Raw genomic sequence first — 15,708 nt, forward strand, 5'->3', positions numbered from 1 at the left:
TTCGGGATCGATGTGGATTCGGCCGTCGCCGTCGGGCCCTTCGCCGCGGTCGACGGTGTTCACAGACCGAAGGTGTCGCGGGCGCGGGATTTCCATTCCTCGACGAGTTGACGAGCTTGCCGGTCGAATTCCTGCCGGTCGGCCGCCGGCCAGGTGTCGGGATCGGTGTCGAGGCCGCGTTCGGTGACGAACCGCATGAAATGGGTGGAGGTGGCTTCGCTGCGGGCCCGGATGAACTCACGTTCCTCCGGGGTGGGGGTCATAGATTCTTCATCCCGTGCCACGTCGATCCTTTCATCAGTTCCTCGCCGAGTCTCGGGTTGTCCCCGGCGAGCAGGACCAGTTCTCGTGGCGAGGGAAATCCGGCGACCGGTCCGTCGAATCGGGTGCGCATATTCTCGAGCAGTGCGATGTCGCCGGGGGTCAGGGGGCCGATTTCCCCGCCGAGCAGCGAGTCGATGCGGGCTCGCATATTGATGACGGACTTCGCCAGTTTCTCGGGGTCCGGGTTCCAGTCGTAGCCGGACTTGGCCCAGGCGACTCCGCCATCGAGGGGGTCGTCCGCATTGAGCCTGGTGGCGACCAGCTCTATCCTGTCGACGCCCGATCGGCGGAAGTAGTCCTCGGTGGAGGCGGAGAACGTGGTTGCGAATCCTCTACCGATGCAGTCCTTGTGGAGTTCCGTGCGTTCGTTGGTGGCCACCAACTCCCCTTGGTCGTCGCGGATGAAGTTGTAGATGAGCGATCCGGCGTCTTTGCCCGCTTCGTCGCGGATATCCGCGACGAAGCGGGTGAGTGCCGGGAAGGCACGTCCGTCCTTGTCGACCCAGGAGGGGTTGTGCCATGCGACCAGATTATCGAGGTGATAGGGACCGTACCGGCGCTGTAGTCCGCTCAGCTCCCGGGTCAGCGCCTTGTCGTCGAGGTCGCCGCGGCAGGCGCGGTCGTGTAACTCGTCCAGCGGGGACATATGCGACAGGTCGGTGACCGGTGCCCGCGTCCCGTGTGCGGTGATGACGGGCTCGGACGTTCGGGTACCTCCGACTCCATCGCGCATTCGGGCATCTCGGCTCCCGAGACGAAGGCGAAGCAGCCGTCGCAGGGTGTTACATATGCGTCCGATCGGCTCCTCGGTGTCGCGCGTCTCTTCGGGTCGGAGCACCCGCTCCCGGTTCGGGCAGGTACTCGCACAGTGCCGTCCGTGCGATCCTGGGCAACCGCCCGATGGACGGCAGCGATTCGTCGGGGTGGGCGGTCGGAGGTGGTGCCGCGGGCCCATCCCGCTCGACACGAGGTTTTCGTGACCGCGATCGGGCCGGTTCGAGGAGATCGCCATGAGGGTTTCCTCGGGTCGCATGTGCATACACATCGGTCTTCACCACCCCCGATTGTGTCCGAAGAACGGTTTCGCATTATCGAACGCACCGACTTCACGACATGTTCGCGAACGATCGCCGGAGCGGTCGACCCGACCGTGCCCACCATACCGTCCGGTATGTCGCGGGATGGCCGACGCGATGGGAGCCCGGGTGATGGCTCGGATCGGGAGACGATCCGGCCGCGGTGAAACAGCGCGCGTCTTCATACCGGGCGCGCTCGGATTCATCGGGTGCGGGCCGTGCGGGGACCGAGCCGGGCGGCACTGGGTGGGATCGGGGTTCCGGAATCGGAAAACCACCGCCGTCGAGGCGGTATTTCTGGGGAGAATTGCCTATGGGGCAAAAACTTTGGGTGGCCACCCGCAATGGGTTCTGGGTTCGCGCCGATCAGGTGGTGGCGGTCGGGGTTGTCGAGGTCGGTACTCAACTTCCGGAAAGTCCGGGGAGCTTCGGTGAGTGCGATGTGGTCGTGCGACTGGCGGTCCCGGCGGGGGAGTGGGAAACCGGCGAGTCGGGTACCAGCGGCCGGTTGCGGCCCGCTACGTACTCCCTGGTCCGCCTGCCGGAGGCGAAGACTGCGCGGGAGGTCGCCTGCGAGGTGATGGTTCGGTTGGCGCAGCACACCGATGACGCGGCCACGCTCGAGGTCACCCTCGACGGCACGGTGATCCTCGTACCGCTTCCGTCGGAGTAGGTGTAAGCGCCCGGGTGCGTGCGGTCGGTTCCGCCGCGGCCGACCTACAGTGGGAAGAGGATGCGTCCGGTAACGGGAAGGGGAGCCGCGATGACATCGGAAGTGCCGGGAAGCCGGCTCGGCGCTCGCCTGCTGCGTACTCGTGCGTTCGTTCGCGCGCCCATTCCGCTCTATCGGGCGGGTCTCGGTTTTCTCTTCGGTTCGCGGCTGCTCCTGCTGGAGCATATCGGGCGAAAGACCGGCACCCGGCGGTTCGCCGTATTGGAGGTGGTGGACCGGCCGACTCCCGATCGGATCGTCATCGCGTCCGGGTTCGGGACCGAGTCCCAGTGGTATCGCAATATCCGGGCCCATCCGCGAGTGCGGATCTGGATCGGTGCCCGTCGTGGTGTGGCGGCCACCGCGACCCCGATGAGCGTGGACGAATCGGCCGCCGTCCTCGCCCGCTACGCGGCCGAACACCCCCGTGCCTGGAAACGGCTGCGCGCCACCATCGAACAGGCCACCGGCGCGTCGGTCGACGGCCTGCCGATGGTGCTTCTGCGTCTGAACCCGGCGGACTGATCCCACCGACCGGCCGACTCGAGTTCGGTGGGCATGAAGGTCGGGGAGCTCGTATCGGTGGTGTCCCGGGCCGGTTGGTCGAGGAACAGGTGCGAGTCGGGGGGACGGGGCAGATAACGGCTTTCCGCGTGAGGTCGTGCTCGAAGCATCGGATTCGGGAACGAACATGGTCGCGGCCCGGCCCCGGTTCGACGGGGAAAGAGCAGTGCACACAGCGGATGATGTGATCGGCCATTCCTGAGCGAGTACGCTATATATCTGCGCATATGCCGGGCTTGTGAGCAAGGATTCATGCTGCGTGGTAGAACTTCGTGGGCAGCGTGAAGGGCGGACTCACATGGAACTGACGGCCAAGCAGCGCGCGGCGCTGAGTATGATCTGCGATACATTCGTGCCGGGTGACGGGGCGACGCTGCCGTCGGCGAGTGAGCTCGGCGCCGTCGAGACCGTTATCGCCCTACTGGGCCGCAATCCGCGGGAAGCGGAGCTGAAACAGCCGGCGAAACTGCTCGACCTCTGGGATTCGCCTTTACTCGGCCTGTTGACCGGTAATGGGCCGCGCCGTTTCTCCGGTCTGTCCCAGGCAGAGCGGGAACGAGCGCTGTTGCGGCTCGGCGATTCCCGCAGCGGAGCAATCCGTGCGGTTTTCCAAGCGCTCGCGCAGGCGTCGCTGCTCGCCTACAACATCACCACGGGCCCCACCGGCAGTAATCCGCTGTGGCACGAAATCGGCTATCCCGGCCCGCCCGGTCTACTGGAGTCTGCGCCGCAACCGGCCCTGACCGTCCATCGGCCGACCGAACCCGAGGCTCTCTCCTGCGATGTGGTGATCGTCGGGTCGGGCGCCGGCGGTGGGACGGCGGCGGTGCTCGCCGAAGCGGGCCTCGACGTGATCGTTCTCGAGCGCGGCGACTACTACGACGACCGGGACTTCGGCGACGGTGAGTTCGCGGCATTGCGGCAGCTGTACGCGCCCGGCCCGCCCGCCACCGCGGAAGGCCAGGTCACCCTGGTGGCGGGCACCTGCCTCGGCGGTGGGACGGTGGTCAACTGGAGTACATCCCTGCCGACGCCCGACAGCGTCCGGGCCGAATGGGCCGAGCTGGGCGCCGAACAGTTCGCCCAGGACGAGTTCACGCAGGCCCTGGACGCCGTTCGGCTGCGGCTGGGTGTGAACGAGCGTCGCTCGACGCTCTCCGCCCGGGACGCCGTCCTCGAACGCGGGGCGCAGGCCCTGGGATGGGAGGTGGATCCGTTGCCGCGCAATGTTTCCGCCGCCTGTGATGCCGGGGTCGAATGCGGACGGTGCGGATACGGTTGTCGGGTCGGCGCCAAACGTTCGGTCACCAAGACCTGGCCGGCCGATGCCGCCGCGCGGGGTGCGCGGTTGATCGTGAATGCCGATGTTCGTCGGATCATGGTGCGCGCCGGAAAGGCCCAGGGTGTTTCGGTGCGCACCACGAACGGAATCGAATTCGAGGTACGCGCCCGCGCCGTGGTGGTGGCGGCCGGGGCCATCCAGACGCCGGCCCTGCTGCGGCGCTCCGGTCTGGACAACCGGAATATCGGCCGCCATCTGCGGTTGCATCCGGCGGCCGCGGTGTTCGGAGTGTTCGACGAGGAGATCCGCCCCTGGGAAGGGGGCATGCAGACCCGGATCTGTCGCCGGCACGCCGACCTGGACGGTAAGGGTTACGGGGTCATCTACGAGACAGGACCGATACATCCCGGTCTGGCAACAGGTTTCATGAGCTGGCGGGGCGCCGACCGACATCGGGAGACCATGATGGACTTCGGGCGTTCGGTTGCCCTCGGCGTTATCACCCGCGACCGTGATTCCGGCAGTGTGGACGTCGATCGCACCGGTGAACCGGTCGTGAAATACCGCCTGTCCGGGTACGACGCGGCCCACCTGCACACCGGAATCGTCGGCGCGGCCCGAATTCTCGAGGCCGCCGGCGCGCGTCGCATCGTCTCGGGCCATCAATCGGGGGTCTCCTACGAGCCGGGTGTTCGCGGTTCGCACGAGGAGTTCGCCACCGCCTGTCGTAGGGCCGGCTACCGTCCCGGGCGGTGCGCGATCGCCGCTCTGCACATCATGGGCTCGGCCCGGATGGGTGGCTCGCCGTATATCTCGGCCACCGATCCGGACGGCGCCACCTGGGATGTGCGGAATATCGTCGTCGCCGACGCTTCCTGTTTCCCCACCGCCTCGGGTGTCAACCCGATGGTGTCGATCGAGGCGATCGCCTATATGAACGCGAAACGACTGGCCGCGCGGTTGAGCTGAGGCCCGATACCGTTCAATCCCCGCGGAGGTTGTGCGCGATCGCCCGCAGGATATCGAGATCGGCATTGCCGTGTGAGGCCTGCACCGCGGACCGGACGGCCAACCGGCCGTCCTCGATCAGGTCACCGACGAGAATCTTGGTCAACGTCAGGGGCAGATGCAGGTGCGCCGACACTTCCGCCACCGACTGTGGGACAGCGCACAGCCGGACGATGGCGGCGTATTCGGGGTCGGTGCGCCGCAGTATCGTACCGCGCCCGATATCGACCACCAGACTGTTCATACTCAGTTCCGGCCGCGCGGGACGAGCCCTGCCCCGGGTTACGGCGTAGAGCCGGACCAGGGGGCCCGACTCGTCGTCGTACCAGGGTTCGCGCGGATGGCTCATTGCCGTCTCGACCCGTTGGGCTGCGTACGTGCCTCGACCCCTAAGTGGGTGCCCACTCGTTGCACCGTCTGATTCATCTCATACGCCACCATGCCCATATCGGCGGTCTCGGACGCCAGCAGCGCCAGACAGGCGTTCGCGCCGGCCGCGGTGATGAACAGCACCGCCCGATCGAGTTCCACCACCGTCTGGCAGACTCCCCCGGCATCGAACTGACGGCCGGCGCTTCGGGCCAGGCTGTGGAACGCCGACGCCATGGCGCAGAACCGTTCGGCCTCGGTGCGGTCCAGTCCGGACGAATGCCCTCGCATCAGTCCGTCGGTGGTCAACAGCACCGCCGACTCGGCGTCGGGTAACCCGTCGACCAGTTCTTCGACGAGCCAGCTGAGATCAGTGCGCGGGGAAGTGGTCATTGTCGCCTTCTCGTGGAGCGGGATCGGTTGCGGTCGAATCGGCGGCCGGGCGACGCCCTTGTCGGGTTCCACGTTCGATCGCGGACATCAGATTTCGGGCCTGGTCGGCCGTACGCGGCCGGACGGTTTCGACAACGGAGTCGTCCGGATCGCCGGTGGCGGTGGTTCGGCGGCGGCGCGGTAGCGGTGGGCGGGCGGGTGAGTTCGGCGGCGCGGATGCGATATCCGTCGATGCCGGCGCGGCGGTATCGACGTGAGCCGGTGCGATACCGGCGGGCACCGGTTCGACGGGCCGGATTCGCGGTGTCGTGTCCTGTTCGCCCAGCGTATTGCTGTCCGAATCCGATTCGGGTGCCGAAGCCGCCGGTAGCTCGGTGGTATCGGGCTCACCGGTCTCGGTGAGGGAACGGGGCAGCAGTACGACGGCCTGGACACCGCCGTAGATGGACTCGGCCAAGCGCACCGAGATCCCGTGCCGCGCGGCCAGGGTCGCCACCACGAACAGCCCCAGCCGGGTGTCATCGGACAATGCGGCCACCCCGAAATCGGGGGGTTCGGCCAGCAGTCGGTTGCGTTCGGCGAGTTCCGTTTCGGTCATGCCGAGGCCTTGATCGATGATTTCGACCGCCACCCCGCGGCCGACCACGGTGGCCGTGACATCGACCCGAGATTCCGGTGGGGAGAACGCGGTGGCATTGTCCATCAGTTCGGCCAATAGATGGATCAGGTCGGCGACGGCATTGCCGACGATGCGCACACCCGCCACGCGCCCGGTGTGGATTCTGGTGTAGTCCAGACTTTCCGCGACCGCGGCGCGCACCAGTTCCAGTAGCGGCACCGGTTTGCGCCACCGTCGGCCCGGCTGTTCGCCGCCGAGGATGATGAGGTTTTCGGCGTGACGGCGAGCGCGGGTGGCCAGATGGTCCAGTCGGAACAGCAGCTCGAGCTGGTCGGGGTCCTCCTCCTGGCGCTCCGCCTTGTCGAGCAGCGCCAACTGCCGGTGCACCGTGACCTGGCTGCGATGGGCGATATTGAGGAACACCGTATTGAAACCGGCGCGCGTGGTCGCCTCTCCGACCGCCGCGGACACGGCAGCCACATGGGCGCGGTTGAACGCGTCGGCCACCTGGCCGAGCTCATCGCTACCGAAATCCAGTCGGGACACCTCGGCGGCGGTATCGACCGTCTCGCCCACGTCGAGGCGGCGCATGATCTCGGGGAGGCGTTCGTCCGCCAACCGCAGGGTGTCGTCGCGCAGACGACGCATACGTGCGATGAACCGGTTGGCCAGCACCAGCGCCGCCAGGAACGCGAGTGTCGTGAGCAGCAGGACCAGCGCGCCGCCGATTCCGGATCGGACAGCGGTGTCGGCGCCTTGTTGTCGGGCGATGGCGTGGGCCGCGTGGCTTTGGTCCTCCCACAGTTCCAGCAGACCCGATATCACCTGACCGGAGGCGTTCTGCCAGGTCGCGACGTCCATGGGTAGGGGCGATGCGTCGTCGGCGGGGGAATCCGTCGTTCGGGTGGTCGAGCCGGTTCCGGAAGCGGGCGCACCACCCGATATGGGGCCGCGCGACATGACGGCATCCTGCATGGCGAGCACCTGCCGGTAGGCCGGCCCCTCGGTGATGGCACGCAGCTGCTCGGCCCGCTCTCCCTTCAGCACCGCGCCGGAATACGCCACCTCACCGCGGAATTCGCCGACGTACCGGTTGAACTCGGTCAACTGGGCGGGGGTCAGCTCCCCGAGGGTGAGCGCCACGGCGCCGAGGGTATCGGCCTTCGACAGCGCCTCGGCGGCCCGCAGCGGTTCGACGCCGTGGCCGAGTTCGATGCCGATACCGGCGTCGGGCGCCACCCGGGCGGCCAGGACGGACGCCGAGACAATGGTTTCGATGACCCCGCTGAAGAAGGCGAATACCTCTTCCCGGGCCGCCCGGCGGGTGTCCACCCCGCCGCGCAGCACCGGGACCGTCTCGAAGAGGGTCCGGTAGCCCTCGAGTTCGGCGGCCGAGTCCTCGGGGTTGAGTTCCTGGGCCGCATTGCCTTTGACGGTGACCTCGGCCAGCGCGGCATCGGAATGTTTCCGAGCGGCAGCGAGCTCGTTCGCCGCGACGGGATCGCCGGCCAGATACAGCAGCGACAGCCGCCGCTCTTCCTCCAGGGATCGCACCATCGCGATTGCCGGTGCGGTGGTGCTGCTCGCCAGCTCCGCCCATTCCGTGGCGGCCCGGCCTGTATGTACCAGGTAGGCCGCGGCACCGACACCCAATGTCAGCAGGGTGACACTGGTGATGAGGACGATGGAGAGCAGCCGGACCCGCACTCCTATTCGTCCGCGGGTCACGACCCGGTTCGCACGCAATCCCGGAATACGGAATGCGATCCGATTCAGTCGGTCAGCCACCGCGGACCCACTCGTTCTCGGGTCCGCACGTATCCCAAACCATCGGCATACGGTCCACCGCCCAAATCGTGTCGGCGCTGCCGCTATCGGACAGCGCGCATTACTTCTTCGGTCCAGAGATTAGCGAAAAGGCCGTCGATCGGCCTCGGAACGTATAAAGGCGCCGGGGTGCGGTCGGGGCGACACAGCCCCTGCGGGATGGTGGTTCGCACCCGTGCCGGCGGCCGGGTGTATCTGGTCGATCGACCTGGAGACCGCCGATCCCCGGGTGTCGCTCGACGGGTCGGTATCGCATGCGATCGGTGGGGAGTACCGGTCCGTCGTCGTGAGTGCAACCACCGGAGGATCCGCCGATCGGGGCCGATGTAATCGACGATCGCCTTCCCAGCAACGGTTTCGCTATGTTCGTGCCCGCGCACCGGCTCACCGTGTGCGGGTGGGAGAGGTTTCGGTCGGGAACCGTTCGGCGCCGGCCGGTATGTGTCGGGGCCGGGTTGCGCTCCGTTGACTACGTGGTTTGTTCCGGATGGGGTTCGGGGCTTCGTTCACGCCGGCGAGATGGCGCCGAGTCGCCCTGTTCGGTGGCTTCGCTCGGACGGGCCTTGTCCGATACTCGGCAATGCCATGGCTACCGACAGTGGGACCGGTCGGAATCCGTCGGGTTCGTTTCGTGGCGACCGCCGGTGTGGGGTACTGCGGCGCCGCCCACGCAGATCGCGGCTCCCGCGATGGATCGGGCCCGAGAATTCGGACCGGCGTTGTTTTTCGGGCCGCGCCGCCGATCCGAAAATTCGCCCACAGGACAAACGCAATATTGCGTAATCAAAATTTCGCGGGAATGCGGGTGTGATTTATCACACTTCGATTATGGCAAATTGGCAGCACATGGCGTCATCCGGTGATGTATCGCCCGAAGCGAACGATCGCGATCCCAGTTTCGGGCAACGGTGGGCGGACCGTGCTTCACCTCGAACATTCCGCCTACGGCCGGCCTGCATCCGTCCGGCTCGGGCCCGGGTCATCCGGAGCCGGGTGGGTACGCGAGGACGCGGACCCACGGTGCCGTAGTAGGTGGCCGTGCTCTCGTGTGGAGGAAGGGGGACCACGGAAGTCGCCCTCTTGATATCCGCGGATACGGAAATATGCTCTGTATTGTGACGAATCTACGGATCAGCGAGGCAGCGACTCTGCTGGGGGTCAGCGATGACACCGTACGTCGCTGGATCGACCAGGGGCGGTTGGCCGAGATCCGGTTGGAGAACGGCCGGAAGGGCGTGCGCGGGGCGGAGCTCGCCGAATTCCTGCGCCACCAGCACACCGAACCACCCGAACCCGGCGCCACCGTCGCGGCCTCGGCGCGCAACCGGATGCGCGGCATCGTGACCCGCATCGTCAAGGACACCGTGATGGCGCAGGTCGAGATGCAGGCCGGGCCGTTCCGGCTGGTATCGCTGGTGAGCCGGGAATCGGTCGATGAACTCGGCCTCGAGGTCGGCAGCATTGCCGTCGCCTCGGTCAAATCCACCCATGTGGTGGTCGAGATACCGGAAAGTTGACGCGAATGAGACCACTACGCGCCCTGGGCGTCGGTGCGACGGTATCGGCGGTGTTCCTCGGATCGGCGGGCTGTGCCGCCACCGACGGGGACCCCCCGACCTCGACGAACCGGATCTTCGGCACCGTCACGGTCTTCGCATCGGCATCGCTGACCGAGACCTTCACCGAACTGGGCGGACAGTTCGAAACGGCTCACCCGGGAGTGAAGGTGGTATTCGGCTTCGGTGCCGGCTCCTCACTGGCCGAACAGATCGCACAGGGTGCGCCCGCCGATGTGTTCGCCTCCGCCGCGCCGGCCAATATGCAGCAGATCGTCGACGCGGGAGAAACCGGTGCGCCGCCGGTGACATTCGTCCGCAACCGTATGGAGATCGCGGTTCCCACGGGCAATCCGGGCCATATCACCGGGCTCGCCGATTTCGGTCGGACCGAGCCGCGTATCGCCCTGTGCGCCGAGCAGGTGCCGTGCGGCGCCGCCGCGAATAAGGTCTTCGAACTCGCCGGTATCACCCCGCAACCCGACACCAGGGAGAAGGACGTCAAGGCCGTGCTCACCAAGGTGACATTGGGCGAGGTCGACGCCGCGCTGGTGTACCGCACCGATGTGCGCGCCGCCGGTGCCGAGGTGGAGGGCATCGACTTCCCGGAATCCGCCCGGGTGGTCAACGCCTACCCGATTGCGCCCCTGGCCGCGGCCCCCAATGCGGCCGCGGCCGCGGCATTCGTCGACTTCGTCACCTCCGATACCGCGAAGCGCGTCTTCACGGACGCCGGATTCGACACCCCGTGAACACGGTGATCCGATGCGGCCCCGAATGCCGGTGACCGCGCGGCCGACCCGACGGCGGGCGGTTCGCGGCCGCCGGCCGATCGTCCTGCTGGTGCCCGCCGGGTGCGCATTGGTCTTCCTCCTCGTCCCACTGGTGGGGCTGCTGGTGCGCGCGCCCTGGCCGACCCTCACCACGCGGTTGTTCAGTCCGGAAATCGGCGAGGCATTGCGCCTCTCCCTGGTCTGCGCGACGCTGGCGACCGTTGTCTGCCTGCTGCTGGGCATCCCTCTGGCCTGGCTGTTGGCCCGCGCGCACCTGCCCGGCCGCGGACTGATCCGCGCCCTGGTGACGGTGCCGCTGGTATTGCCGCCCGTGGTCGGCGGTGTCGCCCTATTGTTGGTGTTCGGCCGGCGCGGGCTGATCGGGCGGTATTTCCACGACTGGTTCGGAGTGGCACTGCCGTTCACCACCCCCGGTGTCGTGGTCGCCGAGGCGTTCGTGGCCATGCCGTTTCTGGTGATCTCGGTCGAGGGAGCATTGCGCGCGGCCGATACCCGCTACGAGGAAGCGGCGGCGACCCTGGGCGCCTCGCCCTGGTACACCTTCCGTCGCGTCACACTGCCGTCGGTGCTTCCCGGTGTGGTCGCGGGCGCGGTCCTGTGCTGGGCGCGAGCTCTCGGCGAGTTCGGCGCAACCATCACCTTCGCCGGTAATTTCCCCGGCAGAACCACCACCATGCCGCTCGCCGTCTACCTCGCGCTCGAAACCGACCCCGATGCCGCGATCGTGTTGAGTCTTGTCCTATTGGCCGTTTCCGTGGCGGTGCTGGTCACTCTGCGGGAACGATGGATACGCGGATCGGTGTGACGGTATGACACTGCACGCCGAATTACGGGTCGAGCGCGCGCGGTTCCGTCTCGATATCACCCTCCATGCCGAACCCGGCGAGGTGGTGGCGCTCCTGGGCCCCAATGGCGCGGGCAAGACCACCGCCCTGCGCGCCCTGGCCGGCCTCACCCCGCTCACCGCGGGAACCATAACGGTGGCCGATCAGGTCTGGGACGCACCACCCTCGGTATTCGTCCCGCCGGATCGCCGCCGCACCGGTGTCGTCTTTCAGGACTACCTGCTGTTCCGACACCTGTCGGTGCTGGAGAACGTCGCCTTCGGGCTCCGTGCTCGCGGGGTGCGTCGCGCCACCGCCCACGCCCGCGCGGCCGAATGGCTCGATCGTGTCGGACTGAGCGGTTACGCCCACGCCGCCCCGCGCACCCTCTCCGGCGGACAGGCCCAACGCGTGTCGGTGGCCAGAGCCCTGGCCACCGACCCCCGGCTGCTGCTGCTCGACGAACCCCTCGCCGCCCTCGACGTCGGTACCCGGTTGCAGGTGCGCGCCGACCTCATCCACCATCTGCGCGACTATTCCGGCCACACCGTGGTGGTCACCCACGACCCGCTCGACGCCATGGTGTTGGCGGACCGGCTCGTCATCCTCGAAGACGGTGCCATCGTGCAACAGGGCGCGCCCACCGAGATCGCTCGCCGACCACGCTCGGACTATGTGGCCCACCTCGTCGGACTCAACCTGTTCCGCGGCACCGCCACCGGAACCGGCGTCGAGATCGATGGCGGCGGACACCTCACCGGCGCCGACCGAACGACCGGACCGGTATTCCTCGCCTTCCCACCCACCGCGGTGGGTCTGCACCTCGAACGACCTTCCGGCAGCCCCCGCAACACATGGCCCGTCACCGTCGTCGACCTGGAACAACACGCCGACATCACCCGGGTCCGACTCGACGGCGCCCCGCCCGTGCTCGCGGATATCACACCGGCCGCCGTCGCCGAACTGCGTCTACGACCCGGCACGCGCTTGTGGGCAGCGGTCAAGGCCACCGAGATCCACGTCTACCCGGCCTGAGTTCCGGCGCGATCGATGCTGTCCGGAGCCGACCGCCGTTCGAACGGTCACACATTGTGACACGACCCGTTCGGAGCGACGCGGGTTCGGGCACTACTCGGGTACAACGCTGTTCCGGCATCGATGTGCGCGGTCAACCCGGTAGTTGGACACCCTCGGCGAAGTCGGTCGAGCGCGAGAGATCGGCCCATTTCTCGATCTCGGCGTCCACGGCGGCTCGACCGGCCCGTACCAGCCGTAAGGCGTCGGAGCCGAGCAACAGGTGTGCCGGCGGGTTCGCGGTATCGATCACCGAAAGTATGGCGTCCGCAGCCTTTTCCGGATTTCCGAGCTGATTTCCGTCGGCCGCCCGGCGGTGTGCGCGTACCGGATTCATCAATTGGTCGTAGTCCGCGATGGAGCGTTCGGTGCGGATCATGGACCGTCCTGCCCAATCGGTGCGAAACGAACCGGGTGCGACGGCGGTGACATGAATGCCGAATTCGGCGACTTCCTTGCCCAGCGTCTCGAGGATGCCTTCCAGCGCGTGTTTGCTGCCGTTGTAGTACACCAGTCCCGGCACCGTCATGAGCCCGGCCATGGAGGTAATGCCCAGAATATGGCCCGATCGACGGGCCCGTAGATGCGGCAGTACCGCCTTGATGGTGGCAACCGCGCCGAAGACATTGACCGCGAATTGATTTCGCAGTTCGACCAATGGTGATTCCTCGAGTATCCCTTCGTGACCGTATCCGGCATTGGCGATGGCGACATCGATCGGACCGACCTCGGTTTCGATGGCGTCCACGGTGGCGAAGACGGCCTCGTCGTCGGTGATATCGAGAATGCGCGCGATGGCGCGGTCGGGGTGTAGTGCCCGGAAACGTTCGGCATCGGTCTCCTTTCGGACCGTGCCCACTACAGTATGGCCCTCCTGAACGGCCTTGTGTGCGATTGCCTGCCCGAGCCCGGAGCTCACGCCGGTGATGAAGAAGGTCTTGACGGGTTTCCTATCGGCCATAACACGCAGTCTACGCAGTGTCAGAAAAAATAGACACAGTGTAGAAAATAGTCGTCTTGGGGTAGAATGCATCCGTGCCCGAGACCGGAACCTCCCGCGGACGCCGTCGCACCACGCCCACCAAGGGCGACCAGCGCGAACGGGCCATTCTCGACGCCACCGAAGAACAGCTGGAGACGATCGGATTCGAGCGGATGACGATCGAGACGATCGCCAAGGCGGTGGGCATAACCAGGGGGGCGTTCTACTTCTACTTCGCCTCCAAGAACGCCGTTCTGACCGCATTGGTCGAACGAACCGTGGCCACGCTGCGTACCGAGATCGAGGCCGCCAACGCCTCCGACGACCCCGCTCTCGCCCTGCGCCGCAGTCTCGCCCGAACCCGTGACCTGTGGCGCGACCACGGCAATGTCATGCGCGCCGCCGTCGAACTCGCCCCCACCGTGGAGGCCATCGACAAGAGCTGGCGTTCGGCCGTCGCCGCCATCCGTGACGTCACCCAGGCCATCGCCGAACGCGCCGGGCTCGCCGACAACACCGGCCCGACCGGCTCGCGTGCCGTTACGACGGCACTGGTGTGGATGACCGAACGCGCGTTCTATCAGGCGTCGAAGGCCGGAACCTCACTCGACGACACCGCCGCGACCCTCACACACCTGTGGCTCATCGCCCTGGGGTTGTCGCCGAACCCCGAGGCGACCGTGCCGCCTCGACTCGGGTGACGACGCCCAGGAGGCCGAGCTCAGCGCGCGGACGCGATAACGGCGGCGAGTCCGTTCGGGCGCATGAGGATATTGCCGTCGGAGACCTCTTCGCTGTTCACGGTCACGGTCGGGGTGGAGTTGACGCCGCTGCCGATCACCTCGTCGGTCCGCGTGCGCAGATAGGTGTCGTATCGGCGATCGGTGATGCATCGGGCCACATCGGGATCGGTGTAACCGGCGGCTTCGGCGATATCGATCAAGGTGCTGTCGGGGAGACCGTCGCCGCCTTCCTCGGGTTGCTCGGTGAACATATCCGAAAGCCAGGTCTGGAAATGATCCACACCGGAATTCGCGACACAGAACGCCGCATTGCCCGCCCGGGAGGAGTACTCGGTCGTACTGGCGCGGTCGAGAAAGGTGATGATGCTGTATTCGACGGCCGTGGTCCCATCGCGCACGGCGTCCTCCAACACCGCGCCATTGGCCTCCTCGAACATCTTGCAGGCGGGACACTGCAGATCCATGACCACGCGAACGGTCACCTTCGCGTCGGCTTCACCGACCCGGATCAGCCCATCGGCCTGCACATTCGCGGGAACCGACGCATTGTCCGGTGCTACTGCCGCACCGGAGACCTTCTCCGACAGCACATTCCGAGCCAGCAGCCCGATACCGATCGCGACGACGACCAACAGCAAAACCGCGAAGGGAACCAGTACGACGAGAAGCCGACGGTTGGATCGCTGGTTCTGCGGAGGCGGCCATCCGCCCGGATAGGTGCTCATCTCGGCTACTTTCCCTCGCCCGGTAATTTCTGTGCAGGCCCAGTGTGCCGTGCGGGCGGTGTGTGAGCCACCGGCACGAATGCGACCCGTCGGGAGTCCTGTTGAAAGAGCACTGCACGTCCTTGCCGCAGACTGGGGGAGATCCGTAACCGAAGGTCGTGCCCGTAGGAGATTTCCTGCATGGAAAGCGAGGCGAACAGTTGAGCGCCAACACCACGATGATGCGCGGCATAGCGGTTGTCGTCTTGACGGTGGCCGGTGCGATATCACCGATCGTCCCCCACGCCATGGCCGAGCCCCCGGGCAGCGCTCTCACACCGAGTGGGTCGCCTGGACCGCTCGGCGCACTGACCGATCTCGTCACCGACCGCCTACACGTGAGCGACGATGTGGCGGCCGCCAAGTTCGGCACCGGTTCGCCGATCGACGACCCGGTCCGGGAACGTCAGGTGCTCGACCAGGTGCGGGTCCGAGCCGATACCCTCGGCCTGGACCCGAATGCGGTGACGGCATTCTTCCGCGACCAGATCAACGCCAGCAAAGTGGTGCAGCGGGGGTTGTTCGCTCGATGGACGGCTCATCCGAACGAAGCCCCCACCACACGCCCGGACCTCGGACGGATCCGTATACAGCTCGACCGGCTGACCACGGCCTTGCTCGAACAACTCGACGCCACGGTGGATGCGCGCACCGAGCCGGTGCCATGTGTTGCCCACCTGACCCTGGCCGCCGGATCGACGGTGGTCGCGGAGAGATTGGACGCTCTGCACGGTCGGGCGCTCGGCACAGCGGTGCGTTCCATCTGCGTCCCCTCGCCTCGCGAGACACCGTAATCG

General features: G+C 66.8%; 16 protein-coding genes. 9 read left to right on the forward strand and 7 right to left on the reverse strand.

Going from position 1 to position 15,708, the window contains the following annotated elements:
* Positions 1-59 precede the first annotated feature (59 nt).
* Positions 60-263, reverse strand: a complete 204-nt coding sequence (locus ON32_RS03185) for a hypothetical protein (protein WP_040788573.1) — start codon at positions 261-263, stop codon at positions 60-62.
* Positions 260-1,057 carry a hypothetical protein gene (locus ON32_RS03190; RefSeq protein WP_040788574.1) on the reverse strand — a complete coding sequence of 266 codons (798 nt, stop codon included), beginning with the start codon at positions 1,055-1,057 and terminating at the stop codon, positions 260-262. The genes ON32_RS03185 and ON32_RS03190 overlap by 4 nt, the downstream gene beginning before the upstream one ends.
* A 656-nt stretch (positions 1,058-1,713) precedes the next feature.
* Here ON32_RS03190 and ON32_RS03200 point away from each other — a divergent pair.
* From ON32_RS03200 to ON32_RS03210, 3 genes are all read left to right on the forward strand, one after another.
* Complete coding sequence (locus ON32_RS03200; RefSeq protein ID WP_040788577.1) at positions 1,714-2,073, forward strand: hypothetical protein; 360 nt, start codon at positions 1,714-1,716, stop codon at positions 2,071-2,073.
* A 90-nt stretch (positions 2,074-2,163) separates the two neighbouring features.
* Positions 2,164-2,637 (forward strand): nitroreductase family deazaflavin-dependent oxidoreductase, encoded by a 474-nt coding sequence (locus ON32_RS03205; protein ID WP_040788579.1) that lies wholly within the window; start codon positions 2,164-2,166, stop codon positions 2,635-2,637.
* Between the two features lie 337 nt (positions 2,638-2,974).
* Positions 2,975-4,927 (forward strand): GMC family oxidoreductase N-terminal domain-containing protein, encoded by a 1,953-nt coding sequence (locus tag ON32_RS03210; protein WP_040788581.1) that lies wholly within the window; start codon positions 2,975-2,977, stop codon positions 4,925-4,927.
* Between the two features lie 13 nt (positions 4,928-4,940).
* Here the strand turns inward: ON32_RS03210 and ON32_RS03215 are convergent, their stop codons facing one another.
* The 3 genes from ON32_RS03215 to ON32_RS03225 are packed head-to-tail and all read right to left on the reverse strand — an operon-like array spanning position 4,941 to position 8,135.
* On the reverse strand, positions 4,941-5,315 hold the full coding sequence (locus ON32_RS03215) for a DUF742 domain-containing protein (protein ID WP_040788582.1): 375 nt from the start codon (positions 5,313-5,315) through the stop codon (positions 4,941-4,943).
* Positions 5,312-5,728 carry a roadblock/LC7 domain-containing protein gene (locus ON32_RS03220; RefSeq protein ID WP_040788583.1) on the reverse strand — a complete coding sequence of 139 codons (417 nt, stop codon included), beginning with the start codon at positions 5,726-5,728 and terminating at the stop codon, positions 5,312-5,314. Before ON32_RS03220 ends, ON32_RS03215 begins: the two co-directional genes overlap by 4 nt.
* Positions 5,706-8,135: a sensor histidine kinase gene (locus tag ON32_RS03225; protein ID WP_245550777.1), complete on the reverse strand. Its 2,430-nt coding sequence runs from the start codon at positions 8,133-8,135 to the stop codon at positions 5,706-5,708. Before ON32_RS03225 ends, ON32_RS03220 begins: the two co-directional genes overlap by 23 nt.
* A gap of 1,154 nt (positions 8,136-9,289) precedes the next feature.
* On the opposite strand from ON32_RS03225, the gene ON32_RS03235 reads away from it, so the two are divergent.
* From ON32_RS03235 to ON32_RS03250, 4 genes are read left to right on the forward strand one after another with little or no spacing between them, the layout of a single operon-like run.
* A complete protein-coding gene (locus tag ON32_RS03235) occupies positions 9,290-9,691 on the forward strand; it encodes a TOBE domain-containing protein (RefSeq protein WP_040788822.1) in 402 nt (133 codons plus the stop codon).
* A gap of 5 nt (positions 9,692-9,696) precedes the next feature.
* Complete coding sequence (gene modA / locus ON32_RS03240; RefSeq protein ID WP_040788585.1) at positions 9,697-10,482, forward strand: molybdate ABC transporter substrate-binding protein; 786 nt, start codon at positions 9,697-9,699, stop codon at positions 10,480-10,482.
* Positions 10,483-10,507: 25 nt separating this feature from the next.
* Entirely contained in the window at positions 10,508-11,329 is an 822-nt protein-coding gene (gene modB, locus ON32_RS03245; protein ID WP_040788587.1) for a molybdate ABC transporter permease subunit, read from the forward strand.
* 4 nt (positions 11,330-11,333) lie between these two features.
* Positions 11,334-12,383 (forward strand): ABC transporter ATP-binding protein, encoded by a 1,050-nt coding sequence (locus ON32_RS03250; protein WP_040788589.1) that lies wholly within the window; start codon positions 11,334-11,336, stop codon positions 12,381-12,383.
* A gap of 133 nt (positions 12,384-12,516) precedes the next feature.
* On the opposite strand, the gene ON32_RS03255 is transcribed toward ON32_RS03250, so the two are convergent.
* Positions 12,517-13,383 (reverse strand): oxidoreductase, encoded by an 867-nt coding sequence (locus tag ON32_RS03255; protein WP_040788590.1) that lies wholly within the window; start codon positions 13,381-13,383, stop codon positions 12,517-12,519.
* 74 nt (positions 13,384-13,457) lie between these two features.
* Between ON32_RS03255 and ON32_RS03260 the strand changes: the two genes are divergently transcribed.
* A complete protein-coding gene (locus ON32_RS03260; RefSeq protein WP_051132801.1) occupies positions 13,458-14,105 on the forward strand; it encodes a TetR/AcrR family transcriptional regulator in 648 nt (215 codons plus the stop codon).
* A gap of 20 nt (positions 14,106-14,125) precedes the next feature.
* Here the strand turns inward: ON32_RS03260 and ON32_RS03265 are convergent, their stop codons facing one another.
* Positions 14,126-14,872, reverse strand: coding sequence for a DsbA family protein (locus ON32_RS03265; protein WP_040788592.1), 747 nt, complete (start codon positions 14,870-14,872; stop codon positions 14,126-14,128).
* A 200-nt stretch (positions 14,873-15,072) separates the two neighbouring features.
* Between ON32_RS03265 and ON32_RS03270 the strand changes: the two genes are divergently transcribed.
* Positions 15,073-15,705, forward strand: coding sequence for a chorismate mutase (locus tag ON32_RS03270; RefSeq protein ID WP_217998020.1), 633 nt, complete (start codon positions 15,073-15,075; stop codon positions 15,703-15,705).
* Positions 15,706-15,708 lie beyond the last annotated feature (3 nt).

This window comes from Nocardia paucivorans NBRC 100373 (assembly GCF_000308675.1).
GTDB classification, from domain to species: domain Bacteria; phylum Actinomycetota; class Actinomycetes; order Mycobacteriales; family Mycobacteriaceae; genus Nocardia; species Nocardia paucivorans.

Excerpts from the sequence above, each read along its gene's own strand:
- ON32_RS03185 (WP_040788573.1), bottom strand. The coding sequence starts at position 263 with ATGACCCCCACCCCGGAGGAACGTGAGTTCATCCGGGCCCGCAGCGAA.
- ON32_RS03190 (WP_040788574.1), bottom strand. The coding sequence starts at position 1,057 with ATGCGCGATGGAGTCGGAGGTACCCGAACGTCCGAGCCCGTCATCACC.
- ON32_RS03200 (WP_040788577.1), top strand. The coding sequence starts at position 1,714 with ATGGGGCAAAAACTTTGGGTGGCCACCCGCAATGGGTTCTGGGTTCGC.
- ON32_RS03205 (WP_040788579.1), top strand. The coding sequence starts at position 2,164 with ATGACATCGGAAGTGCCGGGAAGCCGGCTCGGCGCTCGCCTGCTGCGT.
- ON32_RS03210 (WP_040788581.1), top strand. The coding sequence starts at position 2,975 with ATGGAACTGACGGCCAAGCAGCGCGCGGCGCTGAGTATGATCTGCGAT.
- ON32_RS03215 (WP_040788582.1), bottom strand. The coding sequence starts at position 5,315 with ATGAGCCATCCGCGCGAACCCTGGTACGACGACGAGTCGGGCCCCCTG.
- ON32_RS03220 (WP_040788583.1), bottom strand. The coding sequence starts at position 5,728 with ATGACCACTTCCCCGCGCACTGATCTCAGCTGGCTCGTCGAAGAACTG.
- modA (WP_040788585.1), top strand. The coding sequence starts at position 9,697 with ATGAGACCACTACGCGCCCTGGGCGTCGGTGCGACGGTATCGGCGGTG.
- modB (WP_040788587.1), top strand. The coding sequence starts at position 10,508 with ATGCCGGTGACCGCGCGGCCGACCCGACGGCGGGCGGTTCGCGGCCGC.
- ON32_RS03250 (WP_040788589.1), top strand. The coding sequence starts at position 11,334 with ATGACACTGCACGCCGAATTACGGGTCGAGCGCGCGCGGTTCCGTCTC.
- ON32_RS03255 (WP_040788590.1), bottom strand. The coding sequence starts at position 13,383 with ATGGCCGATAGGAAACCCGTCAAGACCTTCTTCATCACCGGCGTGAGC.
- ON32_RS03265 (WP_040788592.1), bottom strand. The coding sequence starts at position 14,872 with ATGAGCACCTATCCGGGCGGATGGCCGCCTCCGCAGAACCAGCGATCC.